At 57.3% G+C, this 19,339-nt stretch carries 23 protein-coding genes and 1 tRNA gene; 3 read left to right on the forward strand and 21 right to left on the reverse strand.

Features of this window, described 5'->3' with window-relative positions; translation table 11 throughout:
- Nucleotides 1–159: 159 nt before the first annotated feature.
- Complete coding sequence (locus tag ACQZ48_RS02810; protein ID WP_162520353.1) at nucleotides 160–1,275, reverse strand: D-alanyl-D-alanine carboxypeptidase family protein; 1,116 nt, start codon at nucleotides 1,273–1,275, stop codon at nucleotides 160–162.
- Nucleotides 1,276–1,439: 164 nt separating this feature from the next.
- On the opposite strand from ACQZ48_RS02810, the gene ACQZ48_RS02815 reads away from it, so the two are divergent.
- The 3 genes from ACQZ48_RS02815 to ACQZ48_RS02825 all read left to right on the forward strand — a co-directional run bounded on the left by ACQZ48_RS02815 (nucleotide 1,440) and on the right by ACQZ48_RS02825 (nucleotide 3,662).
- A complete protein-coding gene (locus ACQZ48_RS02815; RefSeq protein ID WP_173991018.1) occupies nucleotides 1,440–2,603 on the forward strand; it encodes a M20 aminoacylase family protein in 1,164 nt (387 codons plus the stop codon).
- A gap of 312 nt (nucleotides 2,604–2,915) precedes the next feature.
- Nucleotides 2,916–3,012 (forward strand) — tRNA-OTHER (locus tag ACQZ48_RS02820).
- Between the two features lie 479 nt (nucleotides 3,013–3,491).
- Nucleotides 3,492–3,662 carry a hypothetical protein gene (locus ACQZ48_RS02825; protein ID WP_448728479.1) on the forward strand — a complete coding sequence of 57 codons (171 nt, stop codon included), beginning with the start codon at nucleotides 3,492–3,494 and terminating at the stop codon, nucleotides 3,660–3,662.
- Nucleotides 3,663–3,793: 131 nt separating this feature from the next.
- On the opposite strand, the gene ACQZ48_RS02830 is transcribed toward ACQZ48_RS02825, so the two are convergent.
- From ACQZ48_RS02830 to ACQZ48_RS02925, 20 genes are all read right to left on the reverse strand, one after another.
- Nucleotides 3,794–4,120 carry a hypothetical protein gene (locus ACQZ48_RS02830; protein WP_111804374.1) on the reverse strand — a complete coding sequence of 109 codons (327 nt, stop codon included), beginning with the start codon at nucleotides 4,118–4,120 and terminating at the stop codon, nucleotides 3,794–3,796.
- A 159-nt stretch (nucleotides 4,121–4,279) separates the two neighbouring features.
- Complete coding sequence (locus ACQZ48_RS02835) at nucleotides 4,280–4,537, reverse strand: hypothetical protein (RefSeq protein WP_448728480.1); 258 nt, start codon at nucleotides 4,535–4,537, stop codon at nucleotides 4,280–4,282.
- Nucleotides 4,534–5,352 (reverse strand): glycoside hydrolase family 108 protein, encoded by an 819-nt coding sequence (locus tag ACQZ48_RS02840; protein ID WP_448728481.1) that lies wholly within the window; start codon nucleotides 5,350–5,352, stop codon nucleotides 4,534–4,536. Before ACQZ48_RS02840 ends, ACQZ48_RS02835 begins: the two co-directional genes overlap by 4 nt.
- 117 nt (nucleotides 5,353–5,469) lie before the next feature.
- Nucleotides 5,470–6,216: a class I SAM-dependent methyltransferase gene (locus tag ACQZ48_RS02845; RefSeq protein WP_448728482.1), complete on the reverse strand. Its 747-nt coding sequence runs from the start codon at nucleotides 6,214–6,216 to the stop codon at nucleotides 5,470–5,472.
- Nucleotides 6,217–6,294: 78 nt separating this feature from the next.
- Nucleotides 6,295–7,284: a hypothetical protein gene (locus ACQZ48_RS02850; RefSeq protein ID WP_448728483.1), complete on the reverse strand. Its 990-nt coding sequence runs from the start codon at nucleotides 7,282–7,284 to the stop codon at nucleotides 6,295–6,297.
- 8 nt (nucleotides 7,285–7,292) lie between these two features.
- Complete coding sequence (locus tag ACQZ48_RS02855) at nucleotides 7,293–8,363, reverse strand: hypothetical protein (protein WP_448728484.1); 1,071 nt, start codon at nucleotides 8,361–8,363, stop codon at nucleotides 7,293–7,295.
- A gap of 4 nt (nucleotides 8,364–8,367) precedes the next feature.
- On the reverse strand, nucleotides 8,368–9,279 hold the full coding sequence (locus ACQZ48_RS02860) for a hypothetical protein (RefSeq protein WP_448728485.1): 912 nt from the start codon (nucleotides 9,277–9,279) through the stop codon (nucleotides 8,368–8,370).
- A 13-nt stretch (nucleotides 9,280–9,292) separates the two neighbouring features.
- Nucleotides 9,293–9,886 carry a hypothetical protein gene (locus tag ACQZ48_RS02865; protein ID WP_448728486.1) on the reverse strand — a complete coding sequence of 198 codons (594 nt, stop codon included), beginning with the start codon at nucleotides 9,884–9,886 and terminating at the stop codon, nucleotides 9,293–9,295.
- A gap of 181 nt (nucleotides 9,887–10,067) precedes the next feature.
- Nucleotides 10,068–11,147 (reverse strand): baseplate J/gp47 family protein, encoded by a 1,080-nt coding sequence (locus tag ACQZ48_RS02870; protein ID WP_448728487.1) that lies wholly within the window; start codon nucleotides 11,145–11,147, stop codon nucleotides 10,068–10,070.
- Nucleotides 11,119–11,655, reverse strand: a complete 537-nt coding sequence (locus ACQZ48_RS02875) for a phage GP46 family protein (RefSeq protein ID WP_448728488.1) — start codon at nucleotides 11,653–11,655, stop codon at nucleotides 11,119–11,121. The genes ACQZ48_RS02870 and ACQZ48_RS02875 overlap by 29 nt, the downstream gene beginning before the upstream one ends.
- A 10-nt stretch (nucleotides 11,656–11,665) precedes the next feature.
- Nucleotides 11,666–12,154 carry a phage baseplate assembly protein domain-containing protein gene (locus ACQZ48_RS02880; protein WP_448728489.1) on the reverse strand — a complete coding sequence of 163 codons (489 nt, stop codon included), beginning with the start codon at nucleotides 12,152–12,154 and terminating at the stop codon, nucleotides 11,666–11,668.
- Nucleotides 12,151–13,215 (reverse strand): phage baseplate assembly protein, encoded by a 1,065-nt coding sequence (locus tag ACQZ48_RS02885; RefSeq protein WP_448728490.1) that lies wholly within the window; start codon nucleotides 13,213–13,215, stop codon nucleotides 12,151–12,153. Before ACQZ48_RS02885 ends, ACQZ48_RS02880 begins: the two co-directional genes overlap by 4 nt.
- On the reverse strand, nucleotides 13,215–13,838 hold the full coding sequence (locus ACQZ48_RS02890) for a hypothetical protein (protein WP_448728491.1): 624 nt from the start codon (nucleotides 13,836–13,838) through the stop codon (nucleotides 13,215–13,217). Before ACQZ48_RS02890 ends, ACQZ48_RS02885 begins: the two co-directional genes overlap by 1 nt.
- Nucleotides 13,838–14,296, reverse strand: coding sequence for a DNA circularization N-terminal domain-containing protein (locus ACQZ48_RS02895; protein ID WP_448728492.1), 459 nt, complete (start codon nucleotides 14,294–14,296; stop codon nucleotides 13,838–13,840). The genes ACQZ48_RS02890 and ACQZ48_RS02895 overlap by 1 nt, the downstream gene beginning before the upstream one ends.
- 15 nt (nucleotides 14,297–14,311) lie before the next feature.
- Nucleotides 14,312–16,237 (reverse strand): phage tail tape measure protein, encoded by a 1,926-nt coding sequence (locus tag ACQZ48_RS02900; protein ID WP_448728493.1) that lies wholly within the window; start codon nucleotides 16,235–16,237, stop codon nucleotides 14,312–14,314.
- A 9-nt stretch (nucleotides 16,238–16,246) separates the two neighbouring features.
- On the reverse strand, nucleotides 16,247–16,801 hold the full coding sequence (locus ACQZ48_RS02905) for a hypothetical protein (RefSeq protein ID WP_448728494.1): 555 nt from the start codon (nucleotides 16,799–16,801) through the stop codon (nucleotides 16,247–16,249).
- Between the two features lie 112 nt (nucleotides 16,802–16,913).
- Nucleotides 16,914–17,234, reverse strand: a complete 321-nt coding sequence (locus ACQZ48_RS02910; protein WP_448728495.1) for a hypothetical protein — start codon at nucleotides 17,232–17,234, stop codon at nucleotides 16,914–16,916.
- Between the two features lie 9 nt (nucleotides 17,235–17,243).
- Nucleotides 17,244–17,615, reverse strand: coding sequence for a phage tail tube protein (locus ACQZ48_RS02915; protein ID WP_080819379.1), 372 nt, complete (start codon nucleotides 17,613–17,615; stop codon nucleotides 17,244–17,246).
- Nucleotides 17,616–17,664: 49 nt separating this feature from the next.
- On the reverse strand, nucleotides 17,665–19,143 hold the full coding sequence (locus tag ACQZ48_RS02920; protein ID WP_448728496.1) for a hypothetical protein: 1,479 nt from the start codon (nucleotides 19,141–19,143) through the stop codon (nucleotides 17,665–17,667).
- A 5-nt stretch (nucleotides 19,144–19,148) separates the two neighbouring features.
- The gene (locus ACQZ48_RS02925; protein ID WP_448728497.1) at nucleotides 19,149–19,331 is read right to left on the reverse strand and encodes a hypothetical protein; all 183 of its coding nucleotides are present in this window, start codon (nucleotides 19,329–19,331) and stop codon (nucleotides 19,149–19,151) included.
- Nucleotides 19,332–19,339 lie beyond the last annotated feature (8 nt).

Genomic DNA, 19,339 nt, shown 5'->3' on the forward strand with positions numbered 1-19,339 from the left:
GTCACTGGACGACACGAAACCCGGAGCCGCTTGGAGCTAAAAGAAATCGCCCGCGCCTGCAAGCCGCGAGCGACACTGTAATATCATAACATCATCGACCTGCGAATACACAAACCGCATTGCAACCGCGAGGCTCTCCCTTAAGGAAATCACCGATCGTCAGAATGTCGGGCGCGGGATCGGAATCGGCACGTTCGCGAGTTCGCCCTTACCGGCTCCCTTGGTGGCATTCACCGCCACCGTCTCGCTGCCGGGAATGAGGCCGGCGAAGGAATATTCGGGCGGGCGGGTCATTTCCTGAACATAGGGGGAATGGATGACCATGCGGCCGGCCTCGTCGCGGCTTTCGCTGCGCACCTTGGCGGCCTTCGGGTTGCAGATCTCGGCGCTGATATCGTTCACATCACCGGTATCGCCATAGGGCGCCAGCGCGGCCAGCGAAACGCCTTGGCCGGAAGGGGCCGTCAGACCCATCTGCAACAGATCGGCCGACTGGTCGGTGCGCCCGGCGAGGCTGTCCGCACCCAACACGACCGTGATGACAGAGCGGCCATTGCGCACGGCCGACGACACCTGATTGAAGCCGGAGGCACAGATAAAGCCGGTCTTCATACCGTCCGCGCCATCGAAACGGCCGACCAGCATGTTGAAATTGGCATAGTTCTTCTTGCCGGTGCTGACGCCTTCCAGCGAGAAATAATGGGCATATTCCGGAAACTCGCGCTTGATGATCAGCGCCAGCAGCGCCAGATCCCGGGCTGTCGTATATTGTCCCTTGCCGGGCAGGCCATTGGCATTGATGTAACGGGTGGAACTCATGCCCAGCCGCTGGGCCTGCGCATTCATCTGCGCCACGAAATTATCGCTGGTGCCGCCGATGGTCTCTGCAATCGCCACGGCGATGTCATTGGCGGATTTGATGAGCAGCAGTTTCAAAGCGCTATCCATCGTCAGCTTCTGGCCGGGCTTGAAATACATTTTCGAGGCCGGCTGGTCCGCGGCCTTCTTGCTCATCACCACTTCCGTCTGCGGGCTGATCTTGCCGGCCTTCATCTGCGAAAAGGCGATATAGGCGGTCATCAGCTTGGTGAGCGAAGCGGGATACCATTTGCGGAAGGCTTCCTGATGGGAAATCACCTTGCCGGTTTTAACATCGACAACCATTTTCGGATTGGCATTGGCCACGGGCGCCGCGGCGACGAGGCCTGCGGTCGCGATGGCAATAGCTGCGGAGAGCCGTCGGGCGGCGTTTGACGATTTAAAAATCTGTGGCAAGGCTTGTCCTCGAATTCCCGTCTTCGGTCGGGGAATGGCAATATTCACCATATATGTCCTAGCAATGGCAAAGTACATTGATTACGTCAATTATGCGGCGCACTATCCGGCACGGAGGATAGGATTTTACCGCACGCCGTACCGATGAACCCAGGAATGAACGAATGCCAATTTTGAACAGAGCCGCCGAACTCCAGCAGGAAGTCAGCGAATGGCGGCGTCACCTGCATGAAAATCCCGAGATTTTGTATGATGTCGACAACACCGCAGCCTTCGTTGCGCAGAAGCTGAAATCTTTCGGCGTTGACGAAATCGTGACCGGTCTCGGACGCACGGGTGTCGTCGGCATCATCAGGGGCAATCTTCCGGGCAATCGCACCATCGGCTTTCGCGCGGATATGGACGCGCTGCCCATCCTCGAGGAAACCGGCAAGCCCTGGGCCTCCAAAACCGCGGGCGCCATGCATGCTTGCGGCCATGACGGCCATACGGCGATGCTGCTCGGCGCGGCCAAATATCTCACCGAGACCCGTAACTTCGCCGGCTCCATCGCCGTCATCTTCCAGCCGGCGGAAGAAGGCGGCGCCGGCGCGCTTGCCATGGTCGAGGACGGCCTGATGGAGCGTTTCGGCATCAACGAGGTCTATGGCATGCACAACATGCCGGGCATTCCGCTCGGCGCCTTCGCCATCCGCAAGGGCGGCATCATGGCGGCACCCGACAAATTCTCGATCACCGTCAAGGGCCGTGGCGGCCATGCGGCGCAGCCGCACCGCACCATTGACCCCATTACCATCGGCGCGCAGATCGTCGGCAACCTGCAGATGATCGCCTCGCGCAACGCCGACCCCATCCGTTCGGTTGTCGTCTCCGTCACCCGCTTTCAGGCCGGCTCAAGCCACAACATCATTCCCAACGAGGCGCTGATCGCCGGCACGGTGCGCAGCCTAGATGAAACAGTGCGCGATCTGGCGCAGGATCGCATCAAGCAGATGGCTGAAGGTGTCGCCCTTGCCAACGGCGCGGAAGCGGAAGTCGTTTATGAGCGTTATTGTCCGGTCACCTTCAACCACGCCGCCGAGACCGACCACGCCATTCGTGTGGCCCGCGATGTGGCGGGCGAACCCAATGTCGACCCCGATGTCGATCCCTCCATGGCGGGAGAGGATTTCTCCTTCATGCTGAAGGAAAGGCCGGGCTGCTTCATCTTCATCGGCAACGGCGATTCGGCCGGGCTTCACAATCCCGGTTATGATTTCAATGATGACGCCATCGCTTATGGCATTTCCTACTGGGTGAAACTGGCCGAACAGCGCCTGATGAGCTGATTGCCGGTCAACGCGAAGAAAGCCGAGGAAGAGATCGACCGCGATGAAGAACGCGGTTGATCCAATAGCTGCCTCGGGTTAAAGAGCAATTCAGTGTCCACGTAGCTCAGCAGGATAGAGCACAGGATTCCTAAGACAAATTGGGGGTTGCGCCCGGAAACGACGCAATCGATCTGCTCAAAGTCGGGGAAAGCTTCGCTGGTCTTCCAGCATGCCAATCCCGAGCCAAGCTCCGGAGAAATCCGGTGAAGGTGTAGAGACTGGATGGGCAGCACCTAAAGGCCTGACGGCCCATGGTGAAGGGACAGTCCAGACCACGAACGTCTTGCCGGCAAACGGCGGGACGGCGGCGAAAGCCGAAGCGGTATGAATCCTGGGGTCGGAGGTTCGAATCCTCTCGTGGACACCAAAAAATCACATGGAAAATTCCTCTAACTTTTTGCAATTAAAGGGATTTTTCCGTCATTAAGAGGGGCGAAAAACCCTCACCACGTAGCCTACTACGGCCATTGATTTCATTATTGAACCCGATCCGAACCCCTCACCTATCGTCCGCAGTTGACTCCCACTTTAGCAAGAACATAATAAGAACATGCTTAAGAGTGAGGTCGATCAAAATTTTGAAAATTGGTGGAAGACTGTGAGGGGCGCAACCGAGCAGGACAAAGCGCGGATGCGCCTTGCGTTCGTCGCAGGGTGCCGGTTTGTCGAAAGCGCTAAGCCCAAGACGTATCGATTTCAATCCGGCCGGTGGGTCATTAACGTTCAAGCTACAACGAAACGTGAGGCAAAGATTATCGCCTCGACGAAGCTTACACAGCGGGCTGCGAAGCTGCAGGCTTCGCCGCCTCCGGGAGGCTGGAAGCTGCGGGAATTGGAGATCCATCCATGAGCGACCAGGCCACCAAGGCCGGCGACGGCATCCACGAGAACCACTGGTGCGAGCATCCCGGTTGCAAGAAGTGGGGAGGCTTCGGTTTCAGTCGGTCCAAGGCAGAGAGGTCATCCTGGCATTGTTGGGAACACTATCCGCAGCGGGATATGTTCAAGGCCTCGTAGTCACCTCACACCGGAGTGCGAAGCTTCCCACCGATATTCAGCTTGGGAAGCTTCCAGAACAGCGAGGAATTTCAATGCGGCGTGTCACTCCTGTTTTCTATGGAACGGCACACGCCATACCTGACAGAAAACTAGGCGGAGCGCCCGCCTCTCACCCATCTTTGCATCGCCTCGATAATCACATCTGAAATCCACATCGCACTCGCACCTGTCAAAAAGGCGGCGGCGTTCATCGTGGCAATCGGATCTTCGGGGAGCGGCCAATTGATGCTGTAGAGATAATGCAGCAAAGGCGTGGTGAGGTATGCCGCTGCCAAGGCCCCACACACTGGCGAGGCCAGCATTTCGCGCCAAGTGTACTTCTGGCGTGACAACGCACGCAGGAGTCCCCCGGCAAGTCCGGCAATGAGTACGCCGAGTTTGATACCGATGGCGTCGAGTAGATCGGTTAAGTTCATGGTCTGGCCCTTGCGATGCGATATGGTTATTTACGACACGCCGCGTCAGCCGCGCATTGCCTGTTGTTCGAGTTGATTGCCGGACCGGCTGTTTCGTCTTGTGAAGACAACCGAGCCGCCTGCGGGTCCGAGAACTTGACGAAGCTGTAACCCGACCCGTTAGTCGCAGGCGCTGTCTGGCAAGCCGCTATCGCGCATGAACACGAGGCAACGGCCGCGATCCGTAAGACTGCGGAAAGACGCATTGTTCTTCTCCAATTCGTTGATGCGATCGAGCGCTTCCTTGGCGGCCTCGATCTTAGTCTGTGAGCGGCCGTCGCGCTTGCCGAGCCAGTAGGAGCCACCGGCCAACAGAATGGCGCAGAGAAGCCCACCAGCGGCGATCTTGAGCCAGTTGGGGAAGAGAGCCCAGATCATGCCGCCCTCACCCGCTTGACGAGATAAATGAAGCCGAGAATGCCCCCGCCGATCATCAGCGCAGCGAGTGCCCACTGGACAGGGCCGGATCCGGCAAAGATTGCGCCGGTCGCCGACAGGAAGCCGCCAAGCGGTCCCCACGCTTCCGGTTTCTTGATAACCTCGATAAGGCCAGTATCGCGGACATCGGCCTTCGCCTTACCTTCCTCAGGAACCTTCACGTCCTTGACCATATCGGCGCTGAGCGTAGCCAGGCGAACGGCATTGCCGACAACGCCGAGCTGATCCTTCCATTCGCCTTTCGGGTCCTTGCCGGTGACACGGATCGTCCAGCCACGGCCATTGACCGGGAAGCCAGTCTTGTCGTTAGTCAGGCTCCGCAGATAGGCCATGCGCTCGTCACAGTAAGCGTGAATGAGCTTGGCAATACCACCGGGGTATACCTTGACGGCCGCCACGGTCTGCTCGCCCACCGCGCCATCTTCGCGAACGCCGAGGACCTTCTGCAGGCGTCGGACTGCGGTTGCTGGTCCGGAATTAACGCCGAAGTCAAACGCTGCGTAATCGAGGCCCTTAGGCAGCAAATCGCCGCCGCTCTGCGTCCAGTAGGACCGGCGATAGATTTCCTCAGCTTCCTCGCGCGTCATCGCCTTGACCTGTTCAGCGGTGACAGATGCAACGCCGCGATGAGCCGCGAGTGTCTTGTGGGTGATGCCAAATTTGGTCGGTCCGCCCCGATCCGTCTTAGCATTCACGTAGCCGCCCTCGTGACCAAACATAAGGTCGAGAGCGACGGGAAGCGTTTCCCGAGCCATGATGTTCTCCTGATTGTGGGGTATGGGTGCCGGGTTACGGTACCGGACAAGCGATGGGAGCAATCATGCTGCCCATACTAAAAGAGCCAGAAGATTTTCACCCTCTGGCTCGTGATATTAAAATGTCGTCAGCTTTCGCAGCCTAGGGATGATAGCGCCCCAGCCACTCGGGGGAGCCTTGCTTATAAGGAAGTAAACACTGCCTCGATCTTCAGGGCGGCTATTCCCCTCAAGCTCGTTGAAATGGTAATCGACAATGTTCCATCCCTTGGACGCGATCATGCGGTAGAAGGATTTCGGATTATACCGGCTTCCCCACGTCCAGTCCGGGGCGGGCGTTTGGAAATACCGCTTATCATCGTTCGCCAAAGACACGACGTTTTGGACGATCAGAAAATGTCGCGCCATGTCGTAAGATTTCTGCAAGATCTCTTCCGGGTTAGACACGTGATAGAGACCGCCAACATTCGCGACGATATCAAACTGGCCCAGCTTGTCGGCGTCGTTGACGTCCATCTTTACGAATTTGCAGCGGTCAATCCCGAGCCGCTGCGCGATCTGCTCGGCATGGGGTAGATTTCCATCACGGTCGTTGTCTATACCTACACTCTCGTCAGCGCCGAAGTGCCGGGCAAGCATGGCATAATAGCCGTCCGCACAAAACAGTTCGGCAAAGCTGACCTTGGTATCAAGCGTCTTACGGCATTTGCCGATGGACTGGAGAATGTAAGAGCCGATTATCGCCTGTTTGGCCTTCTGGTTTTTCTCATAGATACCCGGAAGCTGCTCATTCGGTGCCCCGAACCAGTCATATGTGTGGTAGAGCGGCCCAAGATCGGACAACACCCCTCGATTAACGCTCATTGACAAACCTCTCCGTGATCAGCCGACTAGGCCAAGATGACGCACCATAGGTTGCCGATCTGAGAAATCAACCTGAGATCAAAGCTCCGAGCGCAACAGAATAGGTATCGTCGCCATATCGGATCTTGCGGCCAACCGACCCGCAGCCAGAGCCTTGATCTTCATCGTAAGAGAGTTTGCTCCCGTCACGAATTCGGGCTGGCCGCAATTTGCAACCTCAAACGTGCATGGCGTTACCGTGGGCTTATCCCTCATAGTCGTCGGATAAGTGATCGTCTGGTAGATGGTCTGGTCGACGGCGCTGGCGTAACCGGCTAATCCTACCGAATCCAGATGCGAAGAACCTATTACGCATTCATACCGCTGAACCGCACGAAGCACGTCCTCAATGGGCATCGGTTCGAACTCACGGTCGAAATCACCAGGGTAGAAATCGACCTGAGAAATCTGGTGATAAGAACCAGCCTGCGAGGCAAGATTTATAGCGCCGGCGGCCGATACGAAATTCCCAGAATTCCAGCCGGGTGGTGCTGAATACTGGCTACCTGCGTAGTAGGCGAAACGGAACCGAAGACCGATACCGTTGCCCTTGTGCCAGGTTCTGTTTTGGCTCTTCGACAGATCGATGACGAGCCGTTTCGTCTCCCAGGTATCAGCCCTCTCCACCAGATATGGAGCAACAAACGTATCAACATTCGAAAGGTCTGCATATGGCTTCACAAAAACAACCGCATGCATTCCGGGGCGATTGGTCTTGACCTTGAACTTCAGGGAGCAAACCCTGTCGGCAATTCCGAGTATCCCCTGCCGCCCCTCTATTGCAAAGCGGATGTGAGATTCTTCCATGGGCGCGGGAGAGATTGGGGTGCTGAAGTCAGCGCGAAAGCTTTTGGCGCTACGGCAATCGGGAACATCGTCAGAGAGCGACATATCAATGCCGGAGCCTGATCCTGATCGCCCGAACACCCACCGGCTTGCCAGAATGTCGAAATGCTGAGCATTCAAGAAGACGCTCTTTCCGGTTTGGTTGAGGTCGAAATTTCCAGTCATGCAAAAGTTTCGCGACATGATTTCACCTATTGTACGTCGTCATACCAGCCACGCAGGAACCACGTATTCCCATTGACGGTCCCGCTGATGGCGGTTGTCACAAATTTCAGTTGGCCGCCGCTATTCGTGGCGTGCATGCCGTCGACAGTGATGACGCTTGGGGTCGAGTTTGCCGCTTGTTGAACAGTCTTAGCGGATCCATCCCCATCCCCCAAACCGTTTACAATATTCGATGAGGCGTTTGGGTTGAGGTCGAACCGGATTATCGGCCGGATCCGTCCAGCTCCAGCCAGAACGGTGAAATTGGCTTCTGGAAATAAGGAAGCAGACGACCGCAAGGTGATCGGCTCATCCAGAATAACTCGTCTATTTACCTGCAAGAATGGCAAAATTGTCCCGGCAGAACGAATGATTATTCCAACCCTGCGTTTGCCAGTATTGTATCCTGCCGGTAGCGTAGGTGAGAGTGATGCCGAAATGCCGACATCCACACCACTTGTCCCGTACATGACGTAGACATGACCAATGCCGTTGGGCATGGAGGATCCATCAAGCCAACCACCAGCATCTGTTCCGGCTGCCCATGCAGCATCCGTTCGTTTGACCATAGCCGAGGAAAGTCGAACCAGCGTCGGAGGGCTGGCATCACTCGCGGCAGAACCTGCCGCTACCTGGATATCATTGACCGCATCTCCAGCACTGTTGGATACAGTTAAGCCAGAGATGGAATTCGACAGCAGATAGCCCGTTGGAGACGTAATAGTGGGCGCATTCAAGGCTGGCGACGTCAGTACGGCATTTGTCGAGGGAAAGGATCCGAAATTTATAGGACCAGTCATAGTCCCGCCGGACAGCCCAAGCCGCTGAGCTATCGCCGCGGCGGTCGTTGCCGCGAAATTCGGGTCGTCTCCTAGCGCGGCCGCCAGTTCATTAAGAGTATCCAGTGTTTCAGGAGCGCTGTCCACCAATGCGGCAACGATTAAAGATCTGATTTGATCGACCGTAAGTTTAAAGGACGATCCCGCTCGATTGATCGGGATTTCATCCGAAGTGAGAGCTGCCGCGACAGGATTTAGGTCACTTATCTTAATTCCCATTGGACTATGCCCTCGCTTCGTATGTCATCCATATCTGCCGGTTCGTATTGCCCGTCACCTGGTAGAACGCGACGAAGGTGTAGCGGCTTACAACTCGGAAGCCGAAATTGCTTTCTGCCGCAGAGGCCGTTTCAGATTGGGCGTCGAAGTCAGCAACACCCCCGATTCCCACACTCGGGCGACGAGCCCAGTTTATCTGCTGTGTCGACCCGCCAGTAATGCCGGTTACAGGAGTATTGTCTTGAAACGCATAGTCTTGAGCGTTCAGGAGGACCTCTCCAGACGCCCGAAGATCGTGCTTGTTTCCAAGGTTCGTAATTGTTGGAACATTAGCAGCGCTTGTGACGACCCGGGCGATAATCATGTCATCAAACGAACTGTCAAAGATAGCCGATCCCTCGGCAGCAGCGGTTGGGTTGTAACCGGCGTCGGCCAGGTCCTTCAACGTAAAGCCGCCCGCAGGCGTCCATCTGAGGTGATAGGTTTTGTTAGCAGCCGTCGCAAAATCGGCCTGCACCGTTGTCGTCGTGAATATGCCCCTATGCAGGAAATCGTAGCCCGCCGGTACACGCACCTGCCCTGCGGCCGGAGAAATTACCGGTATCCGTCCATCGGATGTCAGAACCTCAGGAAAGATTGGTAGGCGCGCGCGCGCCTGCGGCATCAACACAAAATTGCTTGTATCACCCCCGCCTGTCGCCGCAGAGATAAGTTGCTGGATGGCCTGAAGCAGCTGCGTGAGATCTTCCTTCGACGGCGCTATGCCACCAGCGGCAATTACCGCCATGATTTCACGCTGAGGGTCCTCAATTGCTGCGGCAGGAACGCGGGATCCGGCTTCGCCGGCTGCCGTGTTCCGGTCTTTGTAAGGCGCGTTTGGGTCAGCGCTTCCAAAAGGAGGGTTGTATTGCATCATTCCTCGCAAAAATTCAGAGTGTGACGAGGATCGAATTACCGAACTCGTCCAGGATGACTTCATTGTCCTCAGTCATAAGCTCCGCCAAGTATATCCACGGAGACGGTATGGGGATCGTCCATGCCGGCAGCTCCTGCCGGAGAAAACAGATGATTTGTTCAGCAGTCCCAAGAGAAAAAAGCGGATCAAATCCACACTCGGATGTACCGATTTCGAAATAGGTGATGGCCGTGTCCTTCACCCTGACGACGACGTAAGCCTCTTCCATTGCCGAGCCGACTTCATGGAAGCCACCGCATTCGGAGAAGCCGCATTCGAATATGCAAGGCTCTTCGAGTTCTATTTCAAAGCCGAAGTCTGCCGCGACCCGAACGAAGTCTTCCGGGTGATTGAGAGGCTCGCCAGCAACTTTCCGGCGCAGCGCTGTGAGGCGCTGCGTGGTAGACTGCTCTCCGGTAAAGCAGCGCTCCGGAAGTCCGTAATCAGCTTCCCATTCATCTATCGTTTCATTGACGGTTTGCGTACTTGCTTCCCCGACCAGTTGCCAGGCGCGTGCGTAAATGAATGCGAACGGAGCAAGAAGAACCCTTGTGAAGCGGGCGATCAACCCATCAAAAGATACCGCTTCTCCATCGGGGCTTCCCCACGCTGCCCCGGGAGGCCACAGAGCTAGTCCTGAGGAAATCAGATCGTCTGTAGACGGCTGCGAAAGACTGTCGCCCGGCAAGCTGAGTACAGGTCTGTCTAGCGCCGTAAAACTGTTCGTTATAGTGTGAGCGAATGGAGATTTAGACATAGGTCACAAGTCCCGCAACCGGATACTGTCCGCCAGTGTAGACGATGTCCTCTATTGGCCAGGTGAGCACATGGCTTGATTCCCCAGCCACACCAGATATTGCTTCCGTGATCCAGCTGCGAGAGAGCACGAATGGATCACTTGACAAACCCGGCCTCGCCTTTTCGTAGAGGACGTTTGATATTGCGGCGTCGATCAATTCGCGAACTTGTACCGTGTCATTTGTGAGATTTGAGATGACCGGATTGAGAGGCACAGCAACAGGGGCTGTCGCTACGCTGTCATTAACTCTGATCATCCGCGCGGCATCCACCGCAGCTTGGACGACAGTAACATCCCCTGCTGTTGGTATATTGTCGGGGCGCCCCCTGAAGAGGAAGAACACAACAACAAAAGAGGGTGTAATACCGTCTCGATAAGCCCATGCCCTCAAAACACCAGGGACATCGGAAACGATGCGCTCATAGTCCGTCAGTTTACCGGCACCAGGCGGATTTGCCTTACGAAAAAGATAGCGGCCGCGAAATGCGTCAATATCTTCGACATCTGCGCCACCACCGATACCGTCGTTGTCTACTAAAAATTCCGTCGCAAGGCTGGGATATAGCCCTGGGTCGGAAAGTATAAGAATTCCCCCGGCATCACGGTTTCCCGCAGCGCCCTTTTCCTCAGAAGCAACAGTAAAACTGACAGCACCTAGCGGGGTCGCCTGCGCAGGATTAATTGAGATATAGATCTGGGATCCGGAGCCGAAACGAATCCCGGCAGGGTAAACCCTGTTGGGCTCACCAGAGCCTATGATAACGCCGATTGATGAAGAGGCCTGCTTTTGGAAAATATTCACGTCGGCGGCATGGAGCCTCAGGACAGCAACACTGGCCGTACGACCGAACAACTGCTTCGCCAGGTACGCAAGGCGCAGCTCCATCTCGTGGCCTAAACCGGCCAGCACCTTAACCACGACGGTGACGAAGTTGTTTTTCAGACTAGCGTCGGTGCCGGGCATATATTTGCGGAAGTATCCACGCGCCCGTGACGAGAGCTCATCCAACGAGCGAACTGTCCACGCCATCGATCTGCCTCCAGAGATTTTCGAATTTTCTTTGATAGATGCGCGCACCGTCTTTGCCATAAAGAGTGACTACGCATTCCAGAGTGTTGGCTGACCGGTCAACGGTGGCCACTGCATCTACTCGCGTGACGGCACCCTGATCGATCAAAGGCTGTAAGGCTTCCAGGGCATAATCCTGTGCATCAGTCTCAATGCCATCATAAAGCGAGCGCCTTCGAAGCAACCACCATCTCGATCCGAGAAGATCCTCCCCGTCCATTCGGTCAAAGCTGTCGCCAAACCAGCCGCGGTTTTCTTCCCCGTCACGCAGTTCACTTTCTTCGACGCGCCGATCCGTCATGAGATGGATCAAGACCTGCGTTGCAAGGCCCTGCTCTGCACGAAAGTCACCGGGAGCGTTCGGGTGGTCGGGCGGATTGAGAACTAGATCGCCAACTAAACCATCCCAGCCGAGATCGGGCGAACGATAGATTTCGTCCGCCTCGTCGAGAGGTATGATACGAAGCATGTGTGTTTTCCTATGCAGGCACGCCCGTTTGATCGCTGCCGTGAACCACGCCGGTGTGGCGGTGTGTGTCGCCGATATCCTTGCCGTTGTGCTTGACGGTCCCGCCCTGAATATCGACGCCGGCGGCGGAAACTGTGAGCGTCACCCCACCCTTGCGGATCTGGAATGCCGTACCCGTGACATCCACCACGATGCCGTCACCCATGACGACCTTGATGATATTGCCGGAGGCATCGTAGAGCGCCGAGCCGCCACCCGGTATGTCAGTTGGTCGATGGCCCGGATGCTCTAGCCCGAGAACAACCGCGAAATCCGGATTGCCCGGCGACGGCAGCAGAAGACCTTTCGACCCCGCCGGCGGTGAAGAAGCAAAGCCATGTGGCTCCGGGCGATGGATACGGGTGTAGCCGTCATTGAACATGCCCCGCCCCGAGACAAACTGCTGACCAGCCTTTTCTTCAAGGCGGCCATCGAAGTCGAAACGTATGAAGCCGCTCATTCGTCCTCAAAATCCCCTTCATCGACCGCCGCAGCGGAATAGCCGGATGCCGTCTTGCCTCGCGGGTTTTCGCCGCCGAGTGCACGAGGGTCGGCGAGAGAAAGCGTCGCCTTCGTCATATCGCCCTGTTCGAAATCGATACCCTTGATGACCATCCAGCCATCGAGACCAAGCCAGTCATCATGAACATAAACAAGGTAGTTCGGCTGCCAGAGTTTGTCCGTCTCATCACGCCAGCCGCTTACGACAATGTTTGCGGTAGTGCCGTTGCCTGCCGCCCGTCTGGCGTGCCATGCGGCGCGCTTTTTCATGCGGCCAGTAGATGCTTCGCCTTCGTGCCGCAGGATCAGCGTCCGCTTGCGGCTGATGCCGTTATCCTTCGCCGATGACTGGCCGCGAAACTGCTGTTTATCGCTTCCTTCCGTGGCCTGCCCGCGAACCTTGATATCGCTGTACCGGCCCTTTTCCGTAAAGCTGGCACTGGATCCCGGCAGGATGTTGACACCCCGTTTCAGCCTGCCCGCATGCTTTCCGGCAGGTTTCGTCGCCAACTTGACGCGACCTTCCGGCGTGTCGTGGATCAGAACACCACGGCCTCGCGAACGACGCTCAATGCTGGAAAACGCACTCTCCCCGACCATGAGTTTGTGGCGCGCTTCCTTCGGCAATTCGCTGCCATCCGTCTCAATGCCGATTCCGTGGCTATCCAGATCCTTGGCAATATCGTCTAGGCTCTTGTCGAGAATTTCACCGCTCGCATGCTCGGCCGAGCATTCAACGAAATCCACGGTCCGAGAGACGATGCCGCAGGAGAGCGACCGGCTTTCTTCATCGTAACCGGTGTCGACATCGCGGACGTAGCCAGTAAGCAACAGATCGCCGCTCGCCGTAATCTTCGTCGGCTTGCCCGGCATGACGGGCAGACCGGATCCCGTGATGACAAAATCGGCTTTCGCGCTGCGAGCGGCCTCTTCTGCTGACACTCTGATATTGATGCGGATGATCGGCGGCAGACCGTCGCAGACGACCGTCTCGAATGGTCCTGTCGAATTTTCCTGCATCATTCTTCCAGAGCACTGAAGGCCGATGGCATGAGCATCGGCGTGGAAACACCGGCAATCTCGACAAGGCTTTCAGCCCTGCTGGCATCGCCGTAAAGTTGGTAAGCCAGAAACGTCGAAGGCAGCGATATACCCGTCTCGACGCGGACCACGGGAACGGCGTCAGCCGCCTGCTCGGACACCAGGCGCACAGCGATGTTCGTCAGGGCAGAGAGCCAGACATAAAGATCGACGCCGTTTGCACCCATGGCCGAAACCACACTCAGGGCAGCGTCGCCCGCCGAAGCAATCCTGTCTCTGCCGGCGCGCGCCTGCGGCCGCGAAATCCAGTCCGCGCGCCCGCCTGCAATCGCAAGTCCAACGGCAAGCAAGACAGAGGCGGCGTTTGTGGTCTCCGCATCCTCGAATTGCCCGGATCTGAGAGTATCGAAGCCGGAGGCCGATGAAACACTCTCGGCGACGACCCGCATAATCGACAGGCTTTCGATCGCGAAATCATCGGCGGACAATACGGGAGCCGCATCAAGGCGCGCGGCGATACTATCCGCGTCGAGCATATCGGTGACGATGGTCGTTGCGAGACTGCTAAGCCATTCGCATATTGCCCGTTTGTCAGCAGCCATTAAAACAACCTTCCGAATGCAGAAGCAGCCACCGACAACGCGGTGAGAAACGTCGTATCGACATCAGCAAGGCTGAGTGACGGCAGAACCTCGCCTGAGGCCGGTATCGCCGTGAATTCGAATGCGACATACCCACGACGATCCCGCTCCCGTGACCGGTGAAAATCCTCGACATAGGCAAGCTGGCCAGCATCCATAGGAAGAACCAGCCTTCCGGGACCCGCCGCTAGACAGGCCGACGAAAGGAATGCTGCCGAAACATCGCTGGCATCGCCAAGGAGGTATGCCGTGACGCTGAAGGACGGCGTCTTGAGACCCATCTCCTCCATCCGCGTACGCCTGCCGCCAGCATATTCATGCCGCGCCAGACGCTTTCCTCCAGACAAATCATCGAATTCCACCCAGAAGCGGACCCCGCGAAAACTGGCGGGCCGGAGCGTTGATGCCCAGTCTCTCATGTTTCCAACTTTCGGTTACCATCCACCCCCTGCCGGTTTGCTGATTTCCGGCGGAAAGGTTCTTCCTGTATCGGCGTTAACGGCCGATCTCGGTAGTGACGTCGCTGATGCTTGCATACGATTGAAGCTGCGCGCCGCCTCCAGCAGCCTTTCGGCGGCAGCACTGATCTGAGCGCCGACGTCCACGCCTGCCACTTTGAGAAATGCAGCGCTGTCCTCTACAGCTTTACCAGCCTCACGGCCTCCTTCGGCAACTTTTTGTCCGGCCTCATGACCGGAATCTTTCAAGCTATCGATGTCAATACGGAGAGCCTTCTTGAACTCTTCCTGTGACGGCATAGATACCTTTCCAGGACCGAAGTTTGGAACCTTAGGAATAGCGCCGACGCGAAGTTCGGGCGGAACAATCCCCGCAGGAAGGCTTCGCATGGGGGGAAGATTTTCGGGCCTGCTGCCTGGCACCGGTATCTTGCCAGTTCCACCACCTGGAAAATCGGCGATAACAACAGGTCGACCCTGCCGTCCTACCGAGGCCTTTATCTTTCCAGCCTCATATCTTCGAGCTTGAAAATCAGCCAAAAAAGCAGGGTCTTTATAACCGCCTTTCACGGCCATCTCATCCTTTTCAAGCTGAGAACTGGTTACGCCAAACCCCGTTCTGGCCCACCAACCTTTGACTCCGCTGTCCTCCAACCCCTTATTGACAGCGGTCGCATAGTCGAGGTTCTTCGTCCCCCAATCCATAAGATCTGTAGCGCCGCTTGTAGCGACATTCTCGCCGAGGGAGGTTTTGAGCTTTTCCCAACTGCTCGACATTCTGTCAATCGTCGCCTGCGTATCCGAAAATACGCGGTTCACATCGCGAAAAACCGTGCCATCTACGTCTGCGGAATTCATCGTATCAATGAACCGCTTCAGGCTGTCACTGCTGGTCATAAGGGACTGCATGCCGAGGCGGAATTCCTGATCGCTGAACAACAGCGGCAACTTTGAAAGATCGCCCTTGATCGCTTCATTCGAAAGCCGGATGAACGCGGTGACGGCATCTTCTCCGGTTTTCTTTGCGGCCTCCATTTCTTTCCGAAGATCAATGCCGAACTTGGCAAACTTTTTCCCCGTTTCTTCAGAATACATCTTGCCGAAGATGTTCTGCGCCTGTGTGGCGGCGCTGCTGGCATCGCCAGTGTCCTCACGGATCGTCTGAAGGATGGCGACAAGTTTCTTCAGGCCGCCCTCACCCTTGTAACCGAGCGTGGCGAAGCTGTTCGCCAGTCCCGGGATGTACTGCGCCATATCCTTCAATTCGAACTGGCCGGCTTTACCGCCCATGACCATGATATCGAAGGCGCGCTGCATATTCTTCGTTTCGATTTGCAGGGCGTCGGCGGCCTTGAGACCGGTGTTGGCGATGTCCTGCGTTGCCGCACCCGTGGCCTGCGCCGTGGCGAGTACGGAAGGCAGAAACGCCATCGCCTCGTCCAGCGACTTGCCGGAGGCAACAAGGGTATCAATCGCCTCAATGGCGGGCTGAACGCTATCGTAGTTCAGATCCTTGGCGATCTGCTGCGCCTGCGCGAAAGCCTCTTTTGTCTGCGTGGCCGAGGCATCGGCCGTGATGCCGATACGGGTCATCTGGCGTTCGAGCGCAGCGAAATCCTTGACCGTACCCGCAATCGCGCGGCCTACTTCATAGGCACCGTAGCCGGCGATACCGGTTCGCAACATCGTTCCGGCCTTGTTAAAGCCTTCGGCGGCGCGCTGCATTCCAGCCGAATGTCGATTGATCGACGCAACCTTGCGGTCGAAGTCGGAAGCGGTCTTATTGAACCGCGACATCTGGCGCTCGATCTGGCCCATACGGGTGGCGACGGATCGAAAAGCTGGGCTGGTACTGTCCTTGCCATCAATCTCAAGCTCCGCCCGGATTTTCCGATTGGCCATGGATACATCCTATCGAGGTAAGAGGCGTTCGATTTCGTGAACGACGCGCGGGAAGAAGTAATCTTCGATTACGCCAGCAAGGACATCCAGATAGACATCCGGATTGTTGGTGATGGCATGGGCCGGGTTCGCTGCGAACAATTCTCGGATCTGCTCGCGCTTGCCGGTCGCAGACGACATTTGCGTGCCCGGCACCCGACGAAATGCGCCGACATGGCCGCTTTTCATGGCGGCGATGAAGGCGTGGCGATACGAGCCGCGAAGCTTCGCATAGACGCCAGATGCATTCTGCACTGCGCCGAGACGCTGCAAGGGTATCCAGCCGGACTCGGCAACCACCTTGGAGGTGTTGCCGCCGGCGCTGAAATGCGCCGTCGTCAGCGACGCCACCAGCTCGCGCGGCATTTGCGTATGCGGTCCTAGGCGGGCAACGATGCGGGATCGCGCCGTCTGGGCGACGCGCGTCATTGCCCTGCGCATTGCCTTGGTGCGGATTTCGCCGGGGAGCCGCCGGAAGGCGCGCTCCAGCTCCTCGAAATCCTTGCTGTTCATTTCCAGTCTCATGACTGGCTCCGTTTTCGTTCGGCAAAAATGACAGCACGATTGCACCAGTGCACGATTTCAGCGGCCGTCATTTCCTGCACTCGCATCGGGTCCCAGCCAAGCTGGAACACCATCAGGTCGACGGCTTCGGCAACTCCGGCTGCCGCATAAAAAAATCGCACACCGCCTCAGCGACCTCGATCGCGTCATGCGCTTCCAACACCGAAAGGGCGTCATAGGATGGCGATCGGCAGATATTCAGGAGATGACGGTCAATCGCCTCGTAATGCGTCACCACCATCGGCTGACCGGCAACCACATGAGTTTCGCGCGGCTCGCCGATTCCATCCATGAAAATCTCTTTGTATGTCGGCGCCCGAAGCCGAACCTCCGAGAACGGCTCGACGCCCAGAAACTCGTATTTCCGGGAAAGCGTTATGATCCTTTCTGCCATGACCGCCCCTTATCCGCGCCGGTAGGTTTCAGCGACGATCTGGAGGCCAGAGAGTTCACCGTTGAGCCGGTTCGAACTCGGCTCGCCGCTGAAAAACGCATTGAAGAAATAATGCGTCACGCCGGTAAACTCCTCATGCACCGTGAAATTCTGGCGCGGGGCAGTCATCAGTGCATTGAAGTCGACATCGCTTGCGTCTTTGAAAGTCACCTCGGCGCGCGGCGCGGTCGGCGTGCCGACGCGGTCCGTCGAGCCGTCTTGGTTGGTGACGGCTTCATTCGACTGCCCTGCCGACATCACGGTAAAATTGCCGCGCAACGACAGAAGGGAGCCGCTCGCGAGACGGGCGGTCATGCGCCCGCCAAAATCATTGCCTGCCATGGGTGTTCTCCGCAGAAAGGATCAAAAAGAGGGAGAGGCGGAGACCGCCTCAAAGCTGAGCGTAGACGCGGGCAAGGCCGGCGAAGATATCGAGCGGGTTGACGCGATCCATCGGCAGAACGATGTCCACACGGTTCGGATTGTCGAGATTGCGGGTGACGGTAATCTGCGCCGCGATATCGTTGCCGAACTCCAGAACCCCGCGCCGAGAAAGGTCGATGCAGGCATGTACCAGCGTCGCCTTGATATCAAGAACCGTGACCAAGGTGGGCAGATTGGCCGGATTGTCGTCGGCAATCGCCTTGTTGGAGTGCTCGTAGGCCAGTTTCGCGCGGATGAATTTCAGGGCATAGGTCAACTGGTAGACCGCCTGAATATCGCGCAGAGCCGTATCCGGAACGCCGTTCGTCGTCTGCTGCTGGGTGATGATCTTGTCGATGATCACGTCGCCGCTGCGGTCCACCTTCCATGCCGAAACGCCGTTCTGGAGCCATGCATTGCGCGTGGGATAATCCGGCCAGTAATTGCGATCACGTGGGGCGATCACACCGCTGACGACAAGGCCGGACTGGTTTGCGGAAACGCGACCATCAGAGCCGGAGCCGAGCATGGGCAGCGTACGCGACACAACGGCGCTGACGGCCTCATAGTCGGGGGTGCCATTGCCGCCGCCAGAAAGGATCGGGATCAGCGACAGATGCCAGGTGTCGCGCGCCAAACCCTTCGTGTTCACCTGGCTGTCCGTACCGGTGAAGGGATAAAACGCGTGGCCATACAGCTGCTGATCATATCCCCAGCGAGACGTCACGAACGCATCGAGCAGCGCCACGGCGGCATCGTCGCTGAATGCGGAAACGATCGCCTCGAAAGGATCATCGCCCATCGCCGCAAGGATGGTGGAAAGGTCAGGGCTGCCCGCTCCTGCCGTTGTCGTTGCCGCCGTCAGGTTGGCGCTGGTAAAGACGTTGCCGCCCTCCAGAATGGGAATGAAAATATCGAGCCTGCCCGCATAAGCGCCCTTGTGGCGTGCCGTCAGCGTGACAACGTTCGTCGCCACGGTCGCGGTGAAAGGCAGGCTCTTCTTCGTGAGCGCATTGAAATAGGCGTTGATCGCCGCCGCAAGCGTCGAGGCCGTATCGCTCGCCGAGGTCCCGGCGGCGATATCGATCGATACGCTTTCGCCAGCGATCTGAACCACGGCCTGTCCGCCCGCCGCAGGAATGGCGCCGACAGTCAATGTCCGGACTTCCGCCGTGCCGGTATCGGCGACGCGGCCAAGATAGATGACCTGGGCGGGCGCATTCTTGCGGGTACGGATGAACATGCTCTCCAGCATCGAGCCGCGACCAGCAAGACGGCGGGCTTCATTCACGGTGCTGCAAATGGCGATCTCACCTTCGGCAAGGGCGCCGTCGGCGGTGCCGAAGCCGAGCAGGATTTCGTTCAGTTCGGACGAGAACTGCCCGCCGGACTCGATGTCGAAGGCGAGCAGCGGGGCGACGATATTGTCGGGAATGTTGTTCACCATCGGGGTCAATCCTTCCTGGACGGTTTTGCGGGTTCGATCGGCGGTTCTTCGGCCTGTTCTTTTTCGACCAGATCACCGGTCTCGATCATGCGGCGATGCTGGCGCGAGAGCGGATCGATGGGGCGACCACCTTCCGGCCAGCCGCCGGGAATGGCGCACCCTTCGGCCGCCACATAAATCTTGGACATTGAAAGTC

Source organism: Agrobacterium sp. 22-209-1 (assembly GCF_053522485.1).

What these genes read in the sequence shown, in the direction of transcription:
- ACQZ48_RS02815 (WP_173991018.1), top strand. Translation starts at nt 1,440, where the DNA reads ATGCCAATTTTGAACAGAGCCGCCGAACTCCAGCAGGAAGTCAGCGAA.
- ACQZ48_RS02825 (WP_448728479.1), top strand. Translation starts at nt 3,492, where the DNA reads ATGAGCGACCAGGCCACCAAGGCCGGCGACGGCATCCACGAGAACCAC.
- ACQZ48_RS02830 (WP_111804374.1), bottom strand. Translation starts at nt 4,120, where the DNA reads ATGAACTTAACCGATCTACTCGACGCCATCGGTATCAAACTCGGCGTA.
- ACQZ48_RS02835 (WP_448728480.1), bottom strand. Translation starts at nt 4,537, where the DNA reads ATGATCTGGGCTCTCTTCCCCAACTGGCTCAAGATCGCCGCTGGTGGG.
- ACQZ48_RS02840 (WP_448728481.1), bottom strand. Translation starts at nt 5,352, where the DNA reads ATGGCTCGGGAAACGCTTCCCGTCGCTCTCGACCTTATGTTTGGTCAC.
- ACQZ48_RS02845 (WP_448728482.1), bottom strand. Translation starts at nt 6,216, where the DNA reads ATGAGCGTTAATCGAGGGGTGTTGTCCGATCTTGGGCCGCTCTACCAC.
- ACQZ48_RS02850 (WP_448728483.1), bottom strand. Translation starts at nt 7,284, where the DNA reads ATGTCGCGAAACTTTTGCATGACTGGAAATTTCGACCTCAACCAAACC.
- ACQZ48_RS02855 (WP_448728484.1), bottom strand. Translation starts at nt 8,363, where the DNA reads ATGGGAATTAAGATAAGTGACCTAAATCCTGTCGCGGCAGCTCTCACT.
- ACQZ48_RS02860 (WP_448728485.1), bottom strand. Translation starts at nt 9,279, where the DNA reads ATGATGCAATACAACCCTCCTTTTGGAAGCGCTGACCCAAACGCGCCT.
- ACQZ48_RS02870 (WP_448728487.1), bottom strand. Translation starts at nt 11,147, where the DNA reads ATGGCGTGGACAGTTCGCTCGTTGGATGAGCTCTCGTCACGGGCGCGT.
- ACQZ48_RS02875 (WP_448728488.1), bottom strand. Translation starts at nt 11,655, where the DNA reads ATGCTTCGTATCATACCTCTCGACGAGGCGGACGAAATCTATCGTTCG.
- ACQZ48_RS02880 (WP_448728489.1), bottom strand. Translation starts at nt 12,154, where the DNA reads ATGAGCGGCTTCATACGTTTCGACTTCGATGGCCGCCTTGAAGAAAAG.
- ACQZ48_RS02885 (WP_448728490.1), bottom strand. Translation starts at nt 13,215, where the DNA reads ATGCAGGAAAATTCGACAGGACCATTCGAGACGGTCGTCTGCGACGGT.
- ACQZ48_RS02890 (WP_448728491.1), bottom strand. Translation starts at nt 13,838, where the DNA reads ATGGCTGCTGACAAACGGGCAATATGCGAATGGCTTAGCAGTCTCGCA.
- ACQZ48_RS02895 (WP_448728492.1), bottom strand. Translation starts at nt 14,296, where the DNA reads ATGAGAGACTGGGCATCAACGCTCCGGCCCGCCAGTTTTCGCGGGGTC.
- ACQZ48_RS02900 (WP_448728493.1), bottom strand. Translation starts at nt 16,237, where the DNA reads ATGGCCAATCGGAAAATCCGGGCGGAGCTTGAGATTGATGGCAAGGAC.
- ACQZ48_RS02905 (WP_448728494.1), bottom strand. Translation starts at nt 16,801, where the DNA reads ATGAGACTGGAAATGAACAGCAAGGATTTCGAGGAGCTGGAGCGCGCC.
- ACQZ48_RS02910 (WP_448728495.1), bottom strand. Translation starts at nt 17,234, where the DNA reads ATGGCAGAAAGGATCATAACGCTTTCCCGGAAATACGAGTTTCTGGGC.
- ACQZ48_RS02915 (WP_080819379.1), bottom strand. Translation starts at nt 17,615, where the DNA reads ATGGCAGGCAATGATTTTGGCGGGCGCATGACCGCCCGTCTCGCGAGC.
- ACQZ48_RS02920 (WP_448728496.1), bottom strand. Translation starts at nt 19,143, where the DNA reads ATGGTGAACAACATTCCCGACAATATCGTCGCCCCGCTGCTCGCCTTC.
- ACQZ48_RS02925 (WP_448728497.1), bottom strand. Translation starts at nt 19,331, where the DNA reads ATGTCCAAGATTTATGTGGCGGCCGAAGGGTGCGCCATTCCCGGCGGC.